Source organism: Ruminococcus sp. 1001136sp1_2201st1_G3_2201SCRN_220225, assembly GCF_040924365.1.
Taxonomy (GTDB): Bacteria; Bacillota; Clostridia; order Lachnospirales; family Lachnospiraceae; genus Blautia_A; species Blautia_A faecis.
Map to the genome: position 1 here is coordinate 26,663 of NZ_JBCOME010000002.1, position 15,358 is coordinate 42,020.

Annotated in this window: 14 protein-coding genes and 1 pseudogene; 5 read left to right on the top strand and 10 right to left on the bottom strand. The window is 41.4% G+C overall.

The features are described 5' to 3' along the window. Positions 1-384 precede the first annotated feature (384 nt). Genes AB5642_RS01165 through AB5642_RS01175 form a run of 3 tightly spaced genes read left to right on the top strand, consistent with a single transcriptional unit; the run spans position 385 to position 5,791 of the window. Entirely contained in the window at positions 385-2,154 is a 1,770-nt protein-coding gene (locus AB5642_RS01165; RefSeq protein ID WP_148462041.1) for a sensor histidine kinase, read from the top strand. Positions 2,155-2,206: 52 nt separating this feature from the next. After that, a complete protein-coding gene (locus AB5642_RS01170) occupies positions 2,207-3,385 on the top strand; it encodes a response regulator (RefSeq protein ID WP_148462040.1) in 1,179 nt (392 codons plus the stop codon). 27 nt (positions 3,386-3,412) lie between these two features. Beyond that, complete coding sequence (locus tag AB5642_RS01175; RefSeq protein ID WP_148462039.1) at positions 3,413-5,791, top strand: glycoside hydrolase N-terminal domain-containing protein; 2,379 nt, start codon at positions 3,413-3,415, stop codon at positions 5,789-5,791. 57 nt (positions 5,792-5,848) lie between these two features. Here AB5642_RS01175 and AB5642_RS01180 read toward each other — a convergent pair whose 3' ends face one another. From AB5642_RS01180 to AB5642_RS01215, 8 genes and pseudogenes are all read right to left on the bottom strand, one after another. Continuing rightward, the gene (locus AB5642_RS01180; protein WP_313718794.1) at positions 5,849-6,139 is read right to left on the bottom strand and encodes a transposase; all 291 of its coding nucleotides are present in this window, start codon (positions 6,137-6,139) and stop codon (positions 5,849-5,851) included. 114 nt (positions 6,140-6,253) lie between these two features. After that, positions 6,254-7,918 (bottom strand): dicarboxylate/amino acid:cation symporter, encoded by a 1,665-nt coding sequence (locus AB5642_RS01185; protein ID WP_118578093.1) that lies wholly within the window; start codon positions 7,916-7,918, stop codon positions 6,254-6,256. 110 nt (positions 7,919-8,028) lie between these two features. Continuing rightward, positions 8,029-8,244, bottom strand: coding sequence for a hypothetical protein (locus AB5642_RS01190; RefSeq protein WP_368369048.1), 216 nt, complete (start codon positions 8,242-8,244; stop codon positions 8,029-8,031). Positions 8,245-8,289: 45 nt separating this feature from the next. Continuing rightward, positions 8,290-8,496, bottom strand: a pseudogene (locus AB5642_RS01195) (DapH/DapD/GlmU-related protein); the annotation flags it as partial. A 53-nt stretch (positions 8,497-8,549) separates the two neighbouring features. After that, the gene (locus tag AB5642_RS01200) at positions 8,550-9,020 is read right to left on the bottom strand and encodes a GNAT family N-acetyltransferase (protein WP_148462037.1); all 471 of its coding nucleotides are present in this window, start codon (positions 9,018-9,020) and stop codon (positions 8,550-8,552) included. A gap of 85 nt (positions 9,021-9,105) precedes the next feature. Beyond that, the gene (locus tag AB5642_RS01205) at positions 9,106-9,552 is read right to left on the bottom strand and encodes a flavodoxin family protein (RefSeq protein WP_118578117.1); all 447 of its coding nucleotides are present in this window, start codon (positions 9,550-9,552) and stop codon (positions 9,106-9,108) included. Positions 9,553-9,902: 350 nt separating this feature from the next. Beyond that, on the bottom strand, positions 9,903-10,883 hold the full coding sequence (locus AB5642_RS01210; protein WP_173771428.1) for a leucine-rich repeat domain-containing protein: 981 nt from the start codon (positions 10,881-10,883) through the stop codon (positions 9,903-9,905). Between the two features lie 319 nt (positions 10,884-11,202). Then, a complete protein-coding gene (locus AB5642_RS01215) occupies positions 11,203-11,730 on the bottom strand; it encodes a hypothetical protein (protein WP_173735592.1) in 528 nt (175 codons plus the stop codon). Here AB5642_RS01215 and AB5642_RS01220 point away from each other — a divergent pair. Continuing rightward, on the top strand, positions 11,700-11,999 hold the full coding sequence (locus tag AB5642_RS01220) for a substrate-binding domain-containing protein (RefSeq protein WP_148462035.1): 300 nt from the start codon (positions 11,700-11,702) through the stop codon (positions 11,997-11,999). The genes AB5642_RS01215 and AB5642_RS01220 overlap by 31 nt on opposite strands. A 113-nt stretch (positions 12,000-12,112) precedes the next feature. On the opposite strand, the gene AB5642_RS01225 is transcribed toward AB5642_RS01220, so the two are convergent. Next, the gene (locus tag AB5642_RS01225) at positions 12,113-13,555 is read right to left on the bottom strand and encodes a hypothetical protein (RefSeq protein ID WP_148462034.1); all 1,443 of its coding nucleotides are present in this window, start codon (positions 13,553-13,555) and stop codon (positions 12,113-12,115) included. After that, positions 13,552-14,031: a sigma-70 family RNA polymerase sigma factor gene (locus AB5642_RS01230; protein ID WP_118578087.1), complete on the bottom strand. Its 480-nt coding sequence runs from the start codon at positions 14,029-14,031 to the stop codon at positions 13,552-13,554. The genes AB5642_RS01225 and AB5642_RS01230 overlap by 4 nt, the downstream gene beginning before the upstream one ends. A 234-nt stretch (positions 14,032-14,265) precedes the next feature. On the opposite strand from AB5642_RS01230, the gene AB5642_RS01235 reads away from it, so the two are divergent. Continuing rightward, on the top strand, positions 14,266-15,339 hold the full coding sequence (locus AB5642_RS01235) for a helix-turn-helix transcriptional regulator (protein WP_148462032.1): 1,074 nt from the start codon (positions 14,266-14,268) through the stop codon (positions 15,337-15,339). Positions 15,340-15,358 lie beyond the last annotated feature (19 nt).

Sequence of the window (15,358 nt, forward strand, 5' to 3'; positions counted from 1 at the left end):
AATGGCAATGTTCAGTTCCTGTTCTTCTGTTTCCGCAAATGCTGTGAGCGGGGAAAGTACAGTAGCTGCGCTCATGGCAAGAATCATTGCGGATGCTGCAAATCTTTTTTTCATAGGTTGTTTCCTCCTTCTGGTTGGCTTTTATTACGTTTGCCTGATGATGCTATTATATTGCAAAAATCTTTTGTCGTAAATTGACAAAACAATTCTCATTATGGAACATTTTCTTGTAAATAATATCTGATATGGATTTTCTTGCGGCATATATGTATTATTTTTTCATCTTTTGCTTTTACATAGATTATTCTGTTTTTTTCCTGTATAATGAATGAAAATAATATTTTGACAGATACCAGTCAGTGACCAGCAACAGGAGGAGCCTCCATGGAAAAAAAACACCATTTTCAGGGATTTCGTAAATTCAGCATCAAAACAAGACTTGTACTTGCCCTTCTGATGATTTCTATTATCCCATTAGCAGGAATCAGCGGCTATTCTTTTCATATATTTTCCGCGGCACTTCAGGAGAAGCTTTCTGCATCTATTTCCCAAACCCTGTCCATGATCAATCTGAATATGGTAAGTGAAGTCGAGAAATATCAGTATTTGTGTGGTTCCATCTGTATCAGCCAGGAAATCAAGGAAGGTCTTCTGAAAAAAAATATGACTGATATGGAAAAGAATCAGGCAATTACCGAAATCCAGAAGATGATCCGGAGCAAGATCATTTACCCTGCCCAGGCGAAAAACATTACTGTTTATGATACAGATGGAAATATTTTTTATGATCTGGGCTATGACGGGTTCTATCAGAAGGATGTGGACCGAATCCTATCGCAGCTTGAGGAGCAGGACCAGGATGTGTGGGCTTATGCACATACTTACCGTGACAGAAATATTCTGGTTCTTGGAAGAAGGATTTACGAGCAGTATTCCAAAAGCCGGGTAATCGGCTACACTCTGATTTCTATTGAAGAAAAAATCTTTTCCAAGACAGTACTGGAGCCTGTGGGACTGTCAGATTCTTCCAATATTATGTATATGAATCTGGATGGAACGGTGCTCTCTTCCTGGAACCGAAGTATAGCCCTGGGGGAGAAAACGGATGATGAGCTTCTGAAAAAAATCCAGGAAAGGCTTCCAAAGAAAACCGATTCCTTTAGTATCCATGAGAATGGGGAGGAACAGCTGGTGACCTATATTTTTAATAAAAATCTGAATCAGCTGTTTGTATATACCATGCCTTACCACTATATCAATTCAGAAGTTTATGCCATGCTGAAACATATTCTTGTGGTGGTAGTGTTTCTGGTTTTACTATGCATCGTAATTGTAGCCATGGTATATCAGGGAATTATGTCTCCTATTAAAAGAATGCTGGAATTCTGCCGTGAGATTTCCGGAGGAAAATTATCTGTGCGTATTCAGGACAAGCATAAGGATGAACTTTCCCGGCTTTCCGGAAGCATGGATCATATGGCAGATACCATTGAACATCTGATGGATCAGCAGAAGACTCAGGAAAAGAAAAAAAGAGAGCTGGAGCTGCAGATGCTTCAGTATCAGCTGAATCCTCATTTCCTTTTCAATACTCTGAACAGTCTTCGGTTTGTGGCTGCCATGCATAAGGATCAGATTGTAAGCGACGGAATCCAGGCGCTAAGCAGTCTTTTACAGAATACCCTTACCAATAAGAATGAATATATTACGATTCAGGAGGAACTGGAAAATCTGGAAAATTATTTTTCCATTCTTAGGATCCGGTATGCAGGAAGCTTTGAGTATTCTTTCCATGTGGAGGAGGATGAACTGCTCTCCTGCCTGGTTCCAAAGCTGATTCTGCAGCCTCTGGCAGAAAACTCGGTGATGCACGGTTCGTCAGATAATGGCACGGTGATGGAGATTCAGATTACCTGCTGGCGGGAAAATGAGGATGTAATTATCGAACTGTCTGATGACGGCAAAGGCTTTGAGGTAACAGATGACGCCCTGGCACCTCACCCGGAACGGAAAAGAATTGGCGTCGCCAATGTAAATGACCGGATCCAGCTGAATTTCGGACGAAAATACGGGCTGAAAATTAACAGCCAGCCGGGAAAAGGAACTACTTGTACCCTGACCCTGCCGGAGCTTTATGCGGACACGCTTTCATAAAATACACAACTAGAGCCTTTTTCAAACACGCTCTGGTCAGAAAGGACGATACATGTACAGTATACTGATTGTGGATGATGAGCCCATTGTAAAAATTGCGCTTCGTTCCATCCTGCCCTGGGAGGAGCATGGCTTTTCTATTTGCGGAACAGCATCAAATGGACTTGAGGCTCTGTCTTTGATCGAACAGCATCATCCGGATGTGATCATCACAGACCTGAAAATGCCTAAGATGGACGGGCTGGAGCTGATTCGGACTTTAAAGGAAAAGAATTGTCCGGGAGAAATTCTGGTGCTTAGCAATTACGAGGATTTTGATTCTGTGCGAAGTGCACTGCTGCTTGGTGCGGCAGATTATTTGCTGAAAATTAAGATCCAGCCAGATACCCTTCTTGCCTGTCTGAATAAAACGGTAGAAAAATTAAAGGACAGAGCGCCCAGGCATTGGGAAACTGAAAAAAAGGATCAGGAAGAGAATATATCAAAGCTGCTGCTGGAATTTTTCCAGAAGGATGTAAAGCTTTCAGATTTTATGGGACAGCATGCTAAAACCAGACTTGCATTTATGGAAGACTCCTGTGCCGTCTGCTATGTAACCTTTGAGAAGTTTTTATCTAATGAAGCATTTTCCATCTCCGGGAATCTTCTGCGGGATATGATCCTGGATGCGGTTCAAGGAGTGTTGCAACCCTATATTCTGGTGCTGAACGATTATAGTGCACTGGTTGTTTTTTCCCAGACGGAGCTGTCCGACAGTGAAATTAAGGTGGAACAGTTGGTAAAAAAGCTATACAATCGTTTTACCATGTACCAGTCCTTTGCACCGGATATGCCCTATCAGGAGATGCTGAAAAATTACGAAGAAGCGCGAAGTGTGTTCCGGGAATTTTCCTCTAATGAGGGACACTATAAAACTGATGTTGCGAAGACCCTGGAGTACATGGAGAAAAATTACATGTACAGGCTGACCTTGTCTTCTATTTCTGCAAACGTAAATTTAAGCTCCAGTTATCTGTGCAGGATTTTTAAATCTGAGGTTGGCACAAGCATTACCAACTATCTGAATAATTTGCGGATACGCAAGGCTGCAACCTTGATCAAGGAGAATACCATGTCCATGAAAGAGATTTCTTCCATGGTAGGAATTGATGATCAGCTTTATTTCAGCAGGCTGTTTAAGAAATGCATGGGAATTTCGCCATCAGAATATGGAAAGAAGTATCATCAGTAGGCAAATCATAATGAAAGGAATAAATATATGGAATTGTATTTTAAAAATCCGGCAAAATGCTGGCTGGAGGGATTTCCACTGGGAAATGGACGAATGGGAGCGGTTATTCACGGAGCTTTGGATCATGAGGTGTTACAGTTAAATGAAGACACCTTATGGTCAGGCTCCCCTTACAGCGGACAGACCGGACTTTCCCCTGAAGTAGTGAAGCAGGCCAGGGAGCTTGCAAAAGCAGGGAAATATGAAGAAGCAAAACAGGTTATGGAAAAGAAGCTGGAAGAAGCTGAGGATGTACAGGTTTATCTGCCCTTTGGAGATCTGCTTCTGGATTTTGTGGAGGATAATTATGGTGCTGATGGAGATACAGTTGCAGGTGCTTCGCCAGATTCAGATACAGCTGTGACAGATTATGAGAGACATTTGGATTTAGACAGGGCTGTGGCGTCTGAGTGCTATGTGAGAAATGGAGCTAAGTTTACACGTACCTGCTTTATCAGCGCACCGGCTCAAGGACTTGTGTATCAGATTAATAGCAGCCGGCCATTTTCTATTTTGGTCCACTGTGACGGAGCCTTTATCCGTGAGAAAGATTATAAGGAAAATCATTTCACGCTTACCGGAATCTGTCCGGGAAGAAGCGGACTGAAGGTTATTAAGGAAAATAAACCGGAAGAGTTCCTTTTCCCGGACGAACCAGAGCTTCAGGGTGTACACTTTATAGGAGAAGGGTGCGTAACTGCAGAAGGTGGAAGAGCTACTGGATCTGCTGATGGAATTCTATTGGAGCATGTAACTGGAGTGGAAATCCGTATGGCAATCCGTACCAGCTTCCGGGGATTTGACAAAGCATATACTGAGCAATATTCCGATGCCCAAATTCATCATATGCTGGCTGCCGATTTAGAAAAACTTTCAAAACCATTTGAAGAGCTGCTGAACGAGCACGTAGAGGAATACAGGTCTTTTTATGGGAGAACTTCATTGAGACTGTGGGATGATGTACCGAAGATTTCTGCTGAAACTTCTCAGTATGATCTGCGGGAGCGTCTTGCAACATTTCATGAGGGCGCATCTGACCCGGAGCTTTATGCAATCCTGTTTGCTTTCGGAAAATATTTGCTCATCTCATCTTCCAGACCAGGGACCCAGGCTGCCAATCTGCAGGGAATCTGGAGCAATGATATTATTCCACCATGGTTCAGTGATTTCACCGTAAATATCAATACCGAAATGAATTACTGGATGACAGGACCACTGAATCTTGCCCAAATGCAGGAACCACTGTTAAATCTTTGCAAAACGCTGGTTAAAAATGGACAGAAAACCGCCAGAGAACTGCTTAACTGTGAAGGAACTGCCTGCTTTCACAACACGGATATCTGGGGTAAAACCTCTCCTGCAACAGGAAAGGCGGTGTGGGCGTTCTGGCCATTTGGTGAGGCTTGGCTCTGCCGAAATCTGTTCGACCAGTACTTATTTACAGAAGATAAAGAGTATTTGAAAGAAATCATGCCTATACTTGAGGAAAATGTGCGGTTCTGTCTGGCTCAGCTTCAGGAAACAGATCAGGGACTTGCCATCTGTCCCGCTACCTCACCGGAAAATCTGTTTTATGAGGATTGTTCCGTGGCAGAATACAGCGAAAATACCCTAGCCATTGCAAGAAATCTGTTTCGGGATTATGTGAAGGGCTGTGAAGTGTTTGGCTTGCAGAATCAGATAATGTGTGATGTACTGGAAGCGCTGGAGCGCATGGTACCTACTGCTGTTGGAAGCAAGGGACAGATTCTGGAATGGAACCAGGAATTTCCAGAACAGGATGTGCATCATCGCCATGTTTCTCATCTTTATGAGCTTCATCCTGGCTGCGGCATTACTCCACAAACACCGGAATTATATAAAGCAGTGAGAAAGAGTCTTGAACTTCGGGGGGATGAGGGAACCGGATGGAGTCTGGCTTGGAAGGTTTTGATGTGGGCCCGTATGGAAGATGGCGCTCATGTGGAGAAAATTATGAAAAACCTGTTTTATGTAGTAGATCCAATGGAAGAAATGGGAATACGAAGAGGTGGCCTCTATCCCAATTTATTTTGTGCCCACCCACCGTTCCAGATTGATGGAAATTTAGGTTACAGTGCTGCGGTTGCCGAGATCCTGGTTCAAAGCCAGGGAGAAGAGCTTGTCCTTCTCCCTGCGCTCCCACCCTCCTGGAGAAATGGGGAAGCCACGGGGTTCATTGCCCGCGGAAACATCCGCGTGGATCTTAAATGGAAGGGGAAGAATGTCACCTACACCTTAACTCCTGCTCATGACACCACTTTACGTCTCCGCGTCGGAAAAGGGGACGTGAGGGGCTATTCACTGCGTGGGGGCGTGGCATACGAAGGAAATGGGATGCTAAGCTGAGGAAGAACTTTGTGAGAGCAGACGGTTTTCCGCCCGTCTTATTCGCCTGTTTATTCGTTACTCTGGAAGGCGCCCTTCGTACATAATACTCAGTTCACCATACACCTGTGCCCAGTTCCGGATCGTACTGGTCCATCTCTTGGTAACTTCAAATGTGGCAAGATACAGTGCCTTTAATAGAGCTGTATCGCTTGGAAATACGCTTCTCTGGCGATTCAGTTTCCGGTAGGTAGAATTCAGGGATTCAATGGTATTTGTAGTATAAATCACCGTCCTAACCGTCGTCGAAAATTTAAAAATTGGAGAAATTCTATGCGTTGTTTTCTCATATTTGCAGATAACGCCAATCATCTAAACTAATTAAATATATTATAAGCAAGTGCATGTACCTGACATAAACCATGGATTGGCATGTAGCTTCTATACGAAAGCTTAATACCTATTTTTTATAGTTTCTTCAATCTAACTCATATATTTTTCCATATCAAGCTTCTTTTCTGATTTTGCAACAATTAGGGATGCTGTCACATCGCCCAGGCTGTTGCTCATTGCACGCATCATTCCAAGCAGGGAGTCCAGTCCCATGACCAGTCCGATTCCTGCAAGCGGAACATTCAACTGTGTCAGAAGTACAGACAGGCATACAAGCCCCGCTCCTGGAACTCCTGGCGCACCTACAGAAAGAACAAACACGGAGAAAAACATAGACAGCATCATTCCACCGTTGATATCAACACCGAAAACTCTTGCCAGTGCCATGCCAAATATCACCAGATATATACAGGTTCCGTCCATATTTACCGTTGCCCCCAGGGGAATAGACAGGGAATAGATTTTCTTTGATATACCAAGTTTATTCTCGCAGGCATCCATGTTCACAATGATCGCCGCATTACTGGAAGCCATGCCGAACACCTGAAGCATTGTGGGACTGTATTTTTTCAAAAAGGGAATCGGATTCAAACGGCCGATTACTCCAAGTAATATACAATATACAGTGATCATCGCCACGATTCCTACTGCAAAAGTTCCCAGCATGGCCAGCATGGACAACAGCACATCCGGTCCTGTCTTTAATACAACCGATACAATGGAGCAAAAGGTTGCAACAGGTATGAAACGTACCAGCATCACTGTAATCTTTAGGAACAGGTCATTGCATGCTTCGAATATATCCTTTAATAATCTGGAATGCTCCCCGATCTTCTCTAATGCAATTCCAATCAGAACTGCCAAAAAGATGAGCTGCATCATGTTGGAATCTAAAAACGGTTTTACAAAGTTTGCCGGAATGATTCCTACAATTGTATCCTTGATTGAAATACTTACATCCGAAACCGACACCGCAGCTGCATCTCCAGCCAGTTTTGCCGCAAGCTCTGGATTACCTGGCTTCAATAATTCAAACACACCTGTTGCCGTAAGAATTGCCAGAACCGTGGTAAGCAGGTAAAAGCCCATGATTTTTCCACCAATACGTCCGGCTTCTTTCAGATCTCCAAATTGGGAAATGCAGCATGCTATGGAGAAAAATACTACCGGGCCTACAATCATCTTCAAAGCATTCAGGAACATTGTGCTGATAGATGTAAAAATAGTATTGTTCAGTGCTTCGTTCACGCCTGAAGGTACAAACACTTTCATCAATACACCTATTACGATTGCAGCTATTAAAGCCAGCATTGTATGTAATACCATGGCATGGGGATTTTTCTGTACTGTAATTTCTACCAGGTTCATGTTGTTCTTGTTTTTATAGCGCAGTCTTTCTTCATTCGCCTTGAGAAGGACATCCCGGATTATTTTTTCTTCTTTTTCCTGTGCGCTCTGAAGATCATCATTTTCCTGGTCCAGTACTTCTTCTATGGTATGACCATAAATAAACTGGAATTTCTCACCACGGAGTGACAGATTCACATATACCCTGCCAAACCTTTTATTCAAAATAATGCAGATATTTTCATCAGGGTCTTTGGCATGCTCCCTTAATTTCACCAATACTTCCTCTACTAAAAGCATTGTCTTTATGGTCTGCTTTTTCTCTATGCCAAACTCTTCCAGACCTTCTTTGATAAACTCTATTCCCGCTTTTGTATGCTTCTGCTCTACCAGCAATCTTTTGCTCATAGTTCTATTAATCCCTCCTAACCCTAAAATCTTTTATTTACAGTTTTTGATTCCACTTGACGTCATATAAGTTCCTACCAATACCGATATAACTGCAATAATACCGGAAATCAAATCGGTGCGTGAAGTTCTCCCATTTCTGATAAAATCATCCGGACCTGTTCAGCATCATGAACAGAGACCATTAAATCAATATCATGAAATTCTGAAAGAATCCCTTTAAAGTACAGCAGCATAGATGCGCCTAAAGCCCACTCTATATTCGCCTCATTAAATCGATGTGCAATTTTCTGTAGTAATTCAATTTTCTTCTGTATTTCACACATATAATAACCTCTCGCTTGTATACTTATCTGGATAAAATATGTTAGTTACTGATTTCTACGGACCACTCTGCAAGGACTGCCTACAGCAATCACATTGTCGGGAATATTTTTTGTTACAACACTGCCTGCTCCAATCACAACATTATTCCCGATGGTAACGCCCGGTAAAATAATAGCTCCGCCACCAATCCATACATTATTTCCAATGATAACTGGTGCTGTTTGTGTTTTACAAAATCTGTCATAGGTCCCTCCATCTGATATCCAGTCCACATTGTTTTTTAATAATACCATAAAAACAGGACTTATAATATGTATTCCATTTGTCTTTCTTTTGTTCGCATCCCCATTTTCTCATAAAACTTTTCTGCTGAAGTATTTCCTGTCCATACATTCAATGTCACTTCATAGCAGCCCAGCTGCTTTGCTTCGTTTTTTACATATTCAAACAGGCTTTCACCAATATGCTGACCTCGTGCTTCCTGATCAATACACAGATCATCAATAAAAAGAGATTTAAATGGAACCATATTGTTTGAAAAAGGCTGCTCCCGTAATTGACAAAATGCATACCCTACGCAAACATCAGCCTCATTTACTGCAACATATATTGGTGTTTCTTTATTCTTCAAAATCTCTCTCAATTCGTCTATGGTATATTTTGTTGTACCCGGAATAAAAATATCAGGTCTTATATCTGCATGAATTTGCAGCACCTGTTTTAATAACTCTAGAATTCTCGGAATGTCTTTTTCTTTTGCGTCTCTGATCATCATTTTCGCTCTCCTTTTAACAGATTGATTTATCCGCATTTTCCCTCGCCAATCACAATATTTCTATTTCCAAAATAAGGAGATACCATCAACAATGTTTTATCTGGCATCCTCTTACAAACTCAACTGCATTTTTAATATCTTCATCATCTGGATGCCCTTTTGCAATTCCACCAACCAGTTTAAATGGACCAAATGTGTCATAACCCTTGCATCCGAATTTTCCGATCACCTTAGAATGCTTCTTACTCAAAATCTGCTCTATGGATTTATAGTTTGCATTTCCACCATAAGTACAAATCAGGAATACCTTTTTGTTGTCTGGTAAGTTTTTCTCCGCAAATCCCAATAATGATTGATGAAATTTCGAAAAATAGATTCCCGATGCAAAACCAATCATATCATAGCTGCTCAGATCTGCATTTGGCTGCTTTACAGCATCAATTAAACTGAACTGACACTCGTCTGCTATGCGCTTTACTAATTTTTCTGTATTTCCATGATGCACAGATGCATATACGATTGCTTTTCTCATTTGTTTTCCTTTCTGATAAAGTAAAGCGGACATTCCAGGTCCGCTTTGTTACTTGCTCATGAACGCAGTCGCTTCGTGACCTGTGTTCAAATTATCGAAGCTCCTATGTGTATGATGTCTTTATATTATCATATATAGCTTAACTATTCTATATTCTTCGGATCAAAATAACCTGTTTTTGCAGACATTTGAGTATGCAAATCAGAAAAAGATCCCTTTGCAAAGCGAATGGCTAAAACGCCTCCACTTTACTGGGATCTTTTCATGCATACAATATCAATGTACCTTGACGGTTAATCAGATTTTCCTGTCAAGCGGATATTCCAGGTCCGCTTCGCTACTTGATTCGGTTAAATACCATATTCACCAACTATGCCATCAATATCCGGCATTGGATCATCCGACAGCTGGCAGCTGTCCTTCTGTACCTGGGATTTATTTACAATTATATATGCACTGGCAAACTTCTGAATCACAAGCTGCAGCTGTTCATCAGTAGTATCCTCTGGCACCATGATAGTAACTGTGCTGTTCTGTAAGTTCACCCAGTCTGCTTCCATTACATCTGGATCAATCCCTTCCAGACAAATTGTTTCGATTCCTGTCAGCATTGCAAATGCTGTCATATTAAGATTCTCAACTCCGCTGCGAATGTGTATTTCCTTCAAATCTTCACATCCGATAAATGCACAACTGTCAATATTCTTCGCATTCACACAGAACTGCTCCAAACCTGTAGCTCCAAAACACTGTACCCCGATTCTGTTTACCTTTCCCTTCCACCATACGGTCTTCAAATTCTTACAGTAATTAAACAGGTAATTGTCCATCTCTCCAACCCCGTTCACAAAAATCACTGTTTTCAATCCCTTACATTCCTCAAATAAACCTTTATTCGTATTTTCCAGAGGTGCATAACAAATCACAGTTTCCAGATCATGGCAGTGGGTAAAAGCACTGTCCTCTATAGACTTCAATGTCTCCGGCAGAATCAGACAGCGCATTGGCAGCCACTCGCCTTCTTTCTGATTGGTTGCCATATCCGAATGCACATAATCTCTTGCACATTCAAAAGCATTATAAGAAATATTTTCTACCGGCACACCACCAATCGTACGCGGTATAATAACATCCACAGATGTTCCGATATACGCAGTAATCGTTCTGCTTGCTTCATCAAACTCAAACTCTTCTTCCGGTAATGCTTCATAAGGCATCTCTGTCAGGCACTCCACGGCTTCTTCCGGAACAGTTTCTTCTGCCCTTACCGGTACCGCAATTCCTGCCAGTATTGCGATTGCAATCACCACAGTCAATATCCTTTTCTTCATTCTGCTGCCCCCTTTCCACAATCAATATTATGCAATCTTTACATTATCAGAATATAGTAAAAGAATTTCATTGTCACTATCATTACAGCCAGTAAAATTATGTTTAATCCAATAATTTTCCTTTACGATATGATCTGACCCAAAAGAATAGGTACACTGAAATTTACAGGACGAAGCAAAATTGCGGAAATAAGAAGCGTTTCTCGATTTCATTTCTGATTTCGAAAAACGCTATTTAAATGGCGGGTTCTGAGGGTACCTTGCCATCATTTCTTACCGCAATCGTAATATCTTCCATCAGCGTTCCACTGTTTTGTGCCTAAACTGCATACAATGTAACATCTTTATCCTGAATCGGATATGAACTACCTGGCATATAAATTATTTGTGCGTAAGCATCTTCATTGGTGGCAGGATCAATTACATTGGTATTTCGTGTTTCTGCCCAGCCCAGCAATATATGATTTGCTCGATTCATACTTGTCCCATCCGGTAGCCTGATTGCTTTGGCATCATAACTTCGTATCGGAGCAGGGCATATTCCCTCCCCACCGTTAAGATCAAAACAAATCGTTCTTCCGAAAGGTATGATTTCCTCTTCTTTATAGCTGGAAACAATGTATTCCTTATACGGATCCTCCATTGTTATAAGCGCAGCCATTGTTTCATTCTGAAGAGCAATCACTTCTTTTTCCGTCATAGAAGTCCTGAAATCATCCACATTGATAAAAGAAAAGCCTGTTTCATTTCCGTTTTCTATCACAAAGTAAAGTTCTTTTCCAATATAATTTTCCAGTTGATCATAGATTCGAATAAGTGAAAGTCCTGCGTCAGGATCCTTTGGCATCTATTTTTTTAAATTTGGTTCTAAAGAAATACGGAGAATTACCTCCAACCTATCAGGTTGTTGGTTTTGACGATTCACCGATTGCGTCAGAATACCTTATACCATTCAGCACGATACATCAGCAAATCGATGTTCTTACTAAAGAAGCCATGGATATCCTCGTCATGCAGATGAAAAACCGTAAAAAGCGTCGCCCAGCTATTATGGAGACCCCCATTCACAAAACAGTACTACCCACTCTAATTAAACGTGAGACAACCATTTTTTAGTTTTTATCCAAAAGTCCCGGAATCCACATTACTGACATTCCGGGACTTTTAACACGACAGCTGTTGACTGCCGGAAATGGTTAATTTGCTTCGTTTTTTACATATTTAAACTATTATTTGCGAATATCTACAAGTCCATTTTTTAGTATATTTTCAGAAAACTCATACGAGGCTCCATCACCGGTTACATTAAGATACAGATTTTCCAGGTCATTTTCATTTACGATCCAGGCCATGTTCAGCTGCACGCTTTCATCTGGCTTTATAGAGGAAATGTAGTTTCCGCCATTGCCATAATTTTCAGAGACATTATAATAAACCATTTCTCCGGTCTTTGCCATGCCATCCCAGGTGATGCGGTCATAGCCATCGCCGGACTGTTCCGTTGGAACGTAAATCTGTACTCTTCCATTTTCCTTTGTCATGGTTAGCAAAGCACCAAGATAAAGCATATGGTCGATTTCCTCATCTGAATTGTTTGTATAGGTCACTGTGGCATAAACCAGTTTCTGGTTCACAGCTTCTGACTTCACAATCTCATCCAGGGAATTGATTCCATCACCAGATTTTACATAATTCAATGTATTTGCAGACAGTTTTCCATCAGCCCCAATTGCTTCTGTCCATTCCTCCGGTATTTTGTCAGGCTCAAGAAGCTGAAGGTCATCTGCGATCTGGATGGAATCCACCTTTGCAGAAATGGTTTTCGTCAGATACTCACCATTTGTGTCTTCCCCAGTCGCATTCAGATCAAAGGTGTCACCGATCTGGTAAACAGGCAGCTCCTTCTCATTTACAGAAGTGATTATTTCATCATCATCATTTTCTATCTTTTCAGCTATCATGTCTTCACTCCAGGTAGGCATCCCGGCAGTTTTTACCATAGTTGTGTTTCCCGTAATCACCAGATTCTCAGCCACCTTTATGGCATCCTCTTTTGATACGTCATCTCCTATGTAGATCATAATCACACGGTATAAATCCGGGCAGACAAGGTAAATTCTCTGGTTAAAAGTTCCACTTTTGGCGATGCTATTATACTTTAGGTATACTCCCTGATATTCTCCAAATGTACGCTCCTCGCTATCAATAACATTCTGATCCTGCACAACCTGTCCCAGATCATTTTTATCCAACAGAACAGATGCAAAGCTAAACCCGCCGGTCTGTTCATGTTCCGGATACTGAAGATGATACTCGTCATTCCAGCTCATGCCTTTTGGAATGTATCTGGCAAACAGATTTACCTCTGGAACCTCATCTGGAAGCATGGTTTCCTTTGCCATGCTATCGGCATCAATTTTAACCGCTACACCATAAGCGCCCTGCTTCTCCAGAAACCAGTGATACAGATTTACACCTGCATATGCTGCTGTGGAAACTGCCAGCGTACAAGCAGCTGCTACAGCTGCGATTTTGGGAATCGTCCATGTTTTTCTTCTTTGAAGATTCATCACCTTTGTATCCTGTATCTGCTTTGCAACCTCATTTTGAATCATTTTATGGATAAAATCCGGTGTTTCGGGAATATCGCTTTTCATATCTTCTAATCTCATACCAGCACCTCCTGCAATTCCTGCCTTAATTTTCCCCTTGCCCTTGCAAGTCTCTTCTGAACAGCACCTTCCGATATTTCAAGGATCTGGGCGATTTCTCTTACGCTGAAATCTTCTATGTAATACAAAATAACGGGCAAACGCAGCTCCTCTTTTAAGGAATTTACAGCGGCATACAATTCGCTGTAATCCTTTGACTTTTCTGATTCCATTTCCAGTCTGTCCTCCAGATCTTCAAACGAAATAAACTTACTGGACTTACGTACGAGGTTGTAACATTCGTTGATCAAAATTCGGATCAACCAGGTACGGGCATATTTATCGTTTTTTAATGTGTCTATTTTGGAAAAAGCTTTTACAATTGTCTCCTGGATAGCATCTGCACAGTCCTGGTCACTGAATAAGATTGTTTTTGCAGTTGAGTATAATTGTCTTTCCGAATCCAGGATCAGATTTCCCAGTTGTTCTTTTGTCATTTAAATACCACCTCTTTTTCATGCCGGCCAGCTTTTTCTTTACATCTATTAGACGCATAGAAAACAAAAATATCCCCCAATAATTCATTTTCGCATAAATAATTATGATAAGCTGACTATGCAAATGCTAAACTAACAGTCCAAAAAAAACTAAACTAATTGTACTCTTGATACCTTCCTTATTTGCAAATTTGCAGTAAAATATAGATATAAAGAAAAAGGGAGGTACCAAAGATGAAATTATCACTTTCTGCAAATATAAGCAAGTTGCGAAAAGAACACGCTATGACACAGGAGCAGTTAGCGGAAGCTTTAGGCGTTACCTTTGCATCTGTCTCAAAATGGGAACGGGGTGTGGCGACGCCGGAATTAAACCTGATTGCGGAGATGGCAGATCTGTTTGAGGTGTCTATCGATGCGCTTATCGGATACCAGTTTAGAAACAATAACAGAGAAACTGTAATTACAAGGCTGAAGCAGTATTCTCACGACAGAGATACTGAGGATGTTTTTTCTGATGTTGAAAAGGCATTACAGTGTTATCCGAATTGTTTTGATGTTGTTTATTACAGTGCCAGAATCTACCGTTTAAGAGGACTGACGCAAAAGAATGCTGCTTATTCAAAAAAGGCGCTTTCCCTTTGTGAACGTGCATGTATACTGATCGGACAAAACAAAGATCCGGAGATAAGTGATGTTTCTGTTCGCAGGGAAATGGCTGAAATCCATTTTGCGCTTGGGGAATATGACAAAGGAATTGCATTATTGAAAGAGAACAATCCATGTCGGCTGAATCACTCTTCGATTGGAATGGTGCTTGCGTCCTCTTGCAATGATCCGGAGGGAGCACTTCCCTTTTTATCGAGGGCATTATTAGATTTAACTGTGACGCACTTTGAAATTGTGGTGGGATATATGAATGTTTTCTGTAAGACAAAAGATTATGCAAATGCTCTAGCTCTTGTGGATTGGGCTCTTGCCTTTTATCCCGGGCTAAAAGATCCCGAAAAACAGGGATATATGGACAAAAGCGAAGCATTTCTTTGGGCACTGCGAGCGGATGTTCTGCTGTCGCTGTGTAAAAAAGAAGAAGCAATCAACAGCCTTCGGCGAGCAAAGGATGTTGCATTGCACTTCGACGAATCACCAAATTACGATGTTTCAAGTATCCGATTTGTTTTCTGTAAGACTCCTGCAAGCGCTTTTGATGATTTTGGTGATACTGCCATGATTGGGGTTGATGAATTTATCAAAAGCCAGGAAAAAAGCGAGCTGAGCAATTTATGGAAGTGTGTCAGGGATGAATAACAATTACAAAGCCAAATGA

Bases quoted from the DNA above. Each gene is read 5' to 3' on its own strand.
- AB5642_RS01200 (WP_148462037.1), bottom strand. From the start codon at position 9,020: ATGATGATCAGAGACGCAAAAGAAAAAGACATTCCGAGAATTCTAGAG.
- AB5642_RS01225 (WP_148462034.1), bottom strand. From the start codon at position 13,555: ATGAGATTAGAAGATATGAAAAGCGATATTCCCGAAACACCGGATTTT.
- AB5642_RS01205 (WP_118578117.1), bottom strand. From the start codon at position 9,552: ATGAGAAAAGCAATCGTATATGCATCTGTGCATCATGGAAATACAGAA.
- AB5642_RS01165 (WP_148462041.1), top strand. From the start codon at position 385: ATGGAAAAAAAACACCATTTTCAGGGATTTCGTAAATTCAGCATCAAA.
- AB5642_RS01190 (WP_368369048.1), bottom strand. From the start codon at position 8,244: ATGTGTGAAATACAGAAGAAAATTGAATTACTACAGAAAATTGCACAT.
- AB5642_RS01235 (WP_148462032.1), top strand. From the start codon at position 14,266: ATGAAATTATCACTTTCTGCAAATATAAGCAAGTTGCGAAAAGAACAC.
- AB5642_RS01185 (WP_118578093.1), bottom strand. From the start codon at position 7,918: ATGAGCAAAAGATTGCTGGTAGAGCAGAAGCATACAAAAGCGGGAATA.
- AB5642_RS01215 (WP_173735592.1), bottom strand. From the start codon at position 11,730: ATGCCAAAGGATCCTGACGCAGGACTTTCACTTATTCGAATCTATGAT.
- AB5642_RS01175 (WP_148462039.1), top strand. From the start codon at position 3,413: ATGGAATTGTATTTTAAAAATCCGGCAAAATGCTGGCTGGAGGGATTT.
- AB5642_RS01170 (WP_148462040.1), top strand. From the start codon at position 2,207: ATGTACAGTATACTGATTGTGGATGATGAGCCCATTGTAAAAATTGCG.
- AB5642_RS01230 (WP_118578087.1), bottom strand. From the start codon at position 14,031: ATGACAAAAGAACAACTGGGAAATCTGATCCTGGATTCGGAAAGACAA.
- AB5642_RS01210 (WP_173771428.1), bottom strand. From the start codon at position 10,883: ATGAAGAAAAGGATATTGACTGTGGTGATTGCAATCGCAATACTGGCA.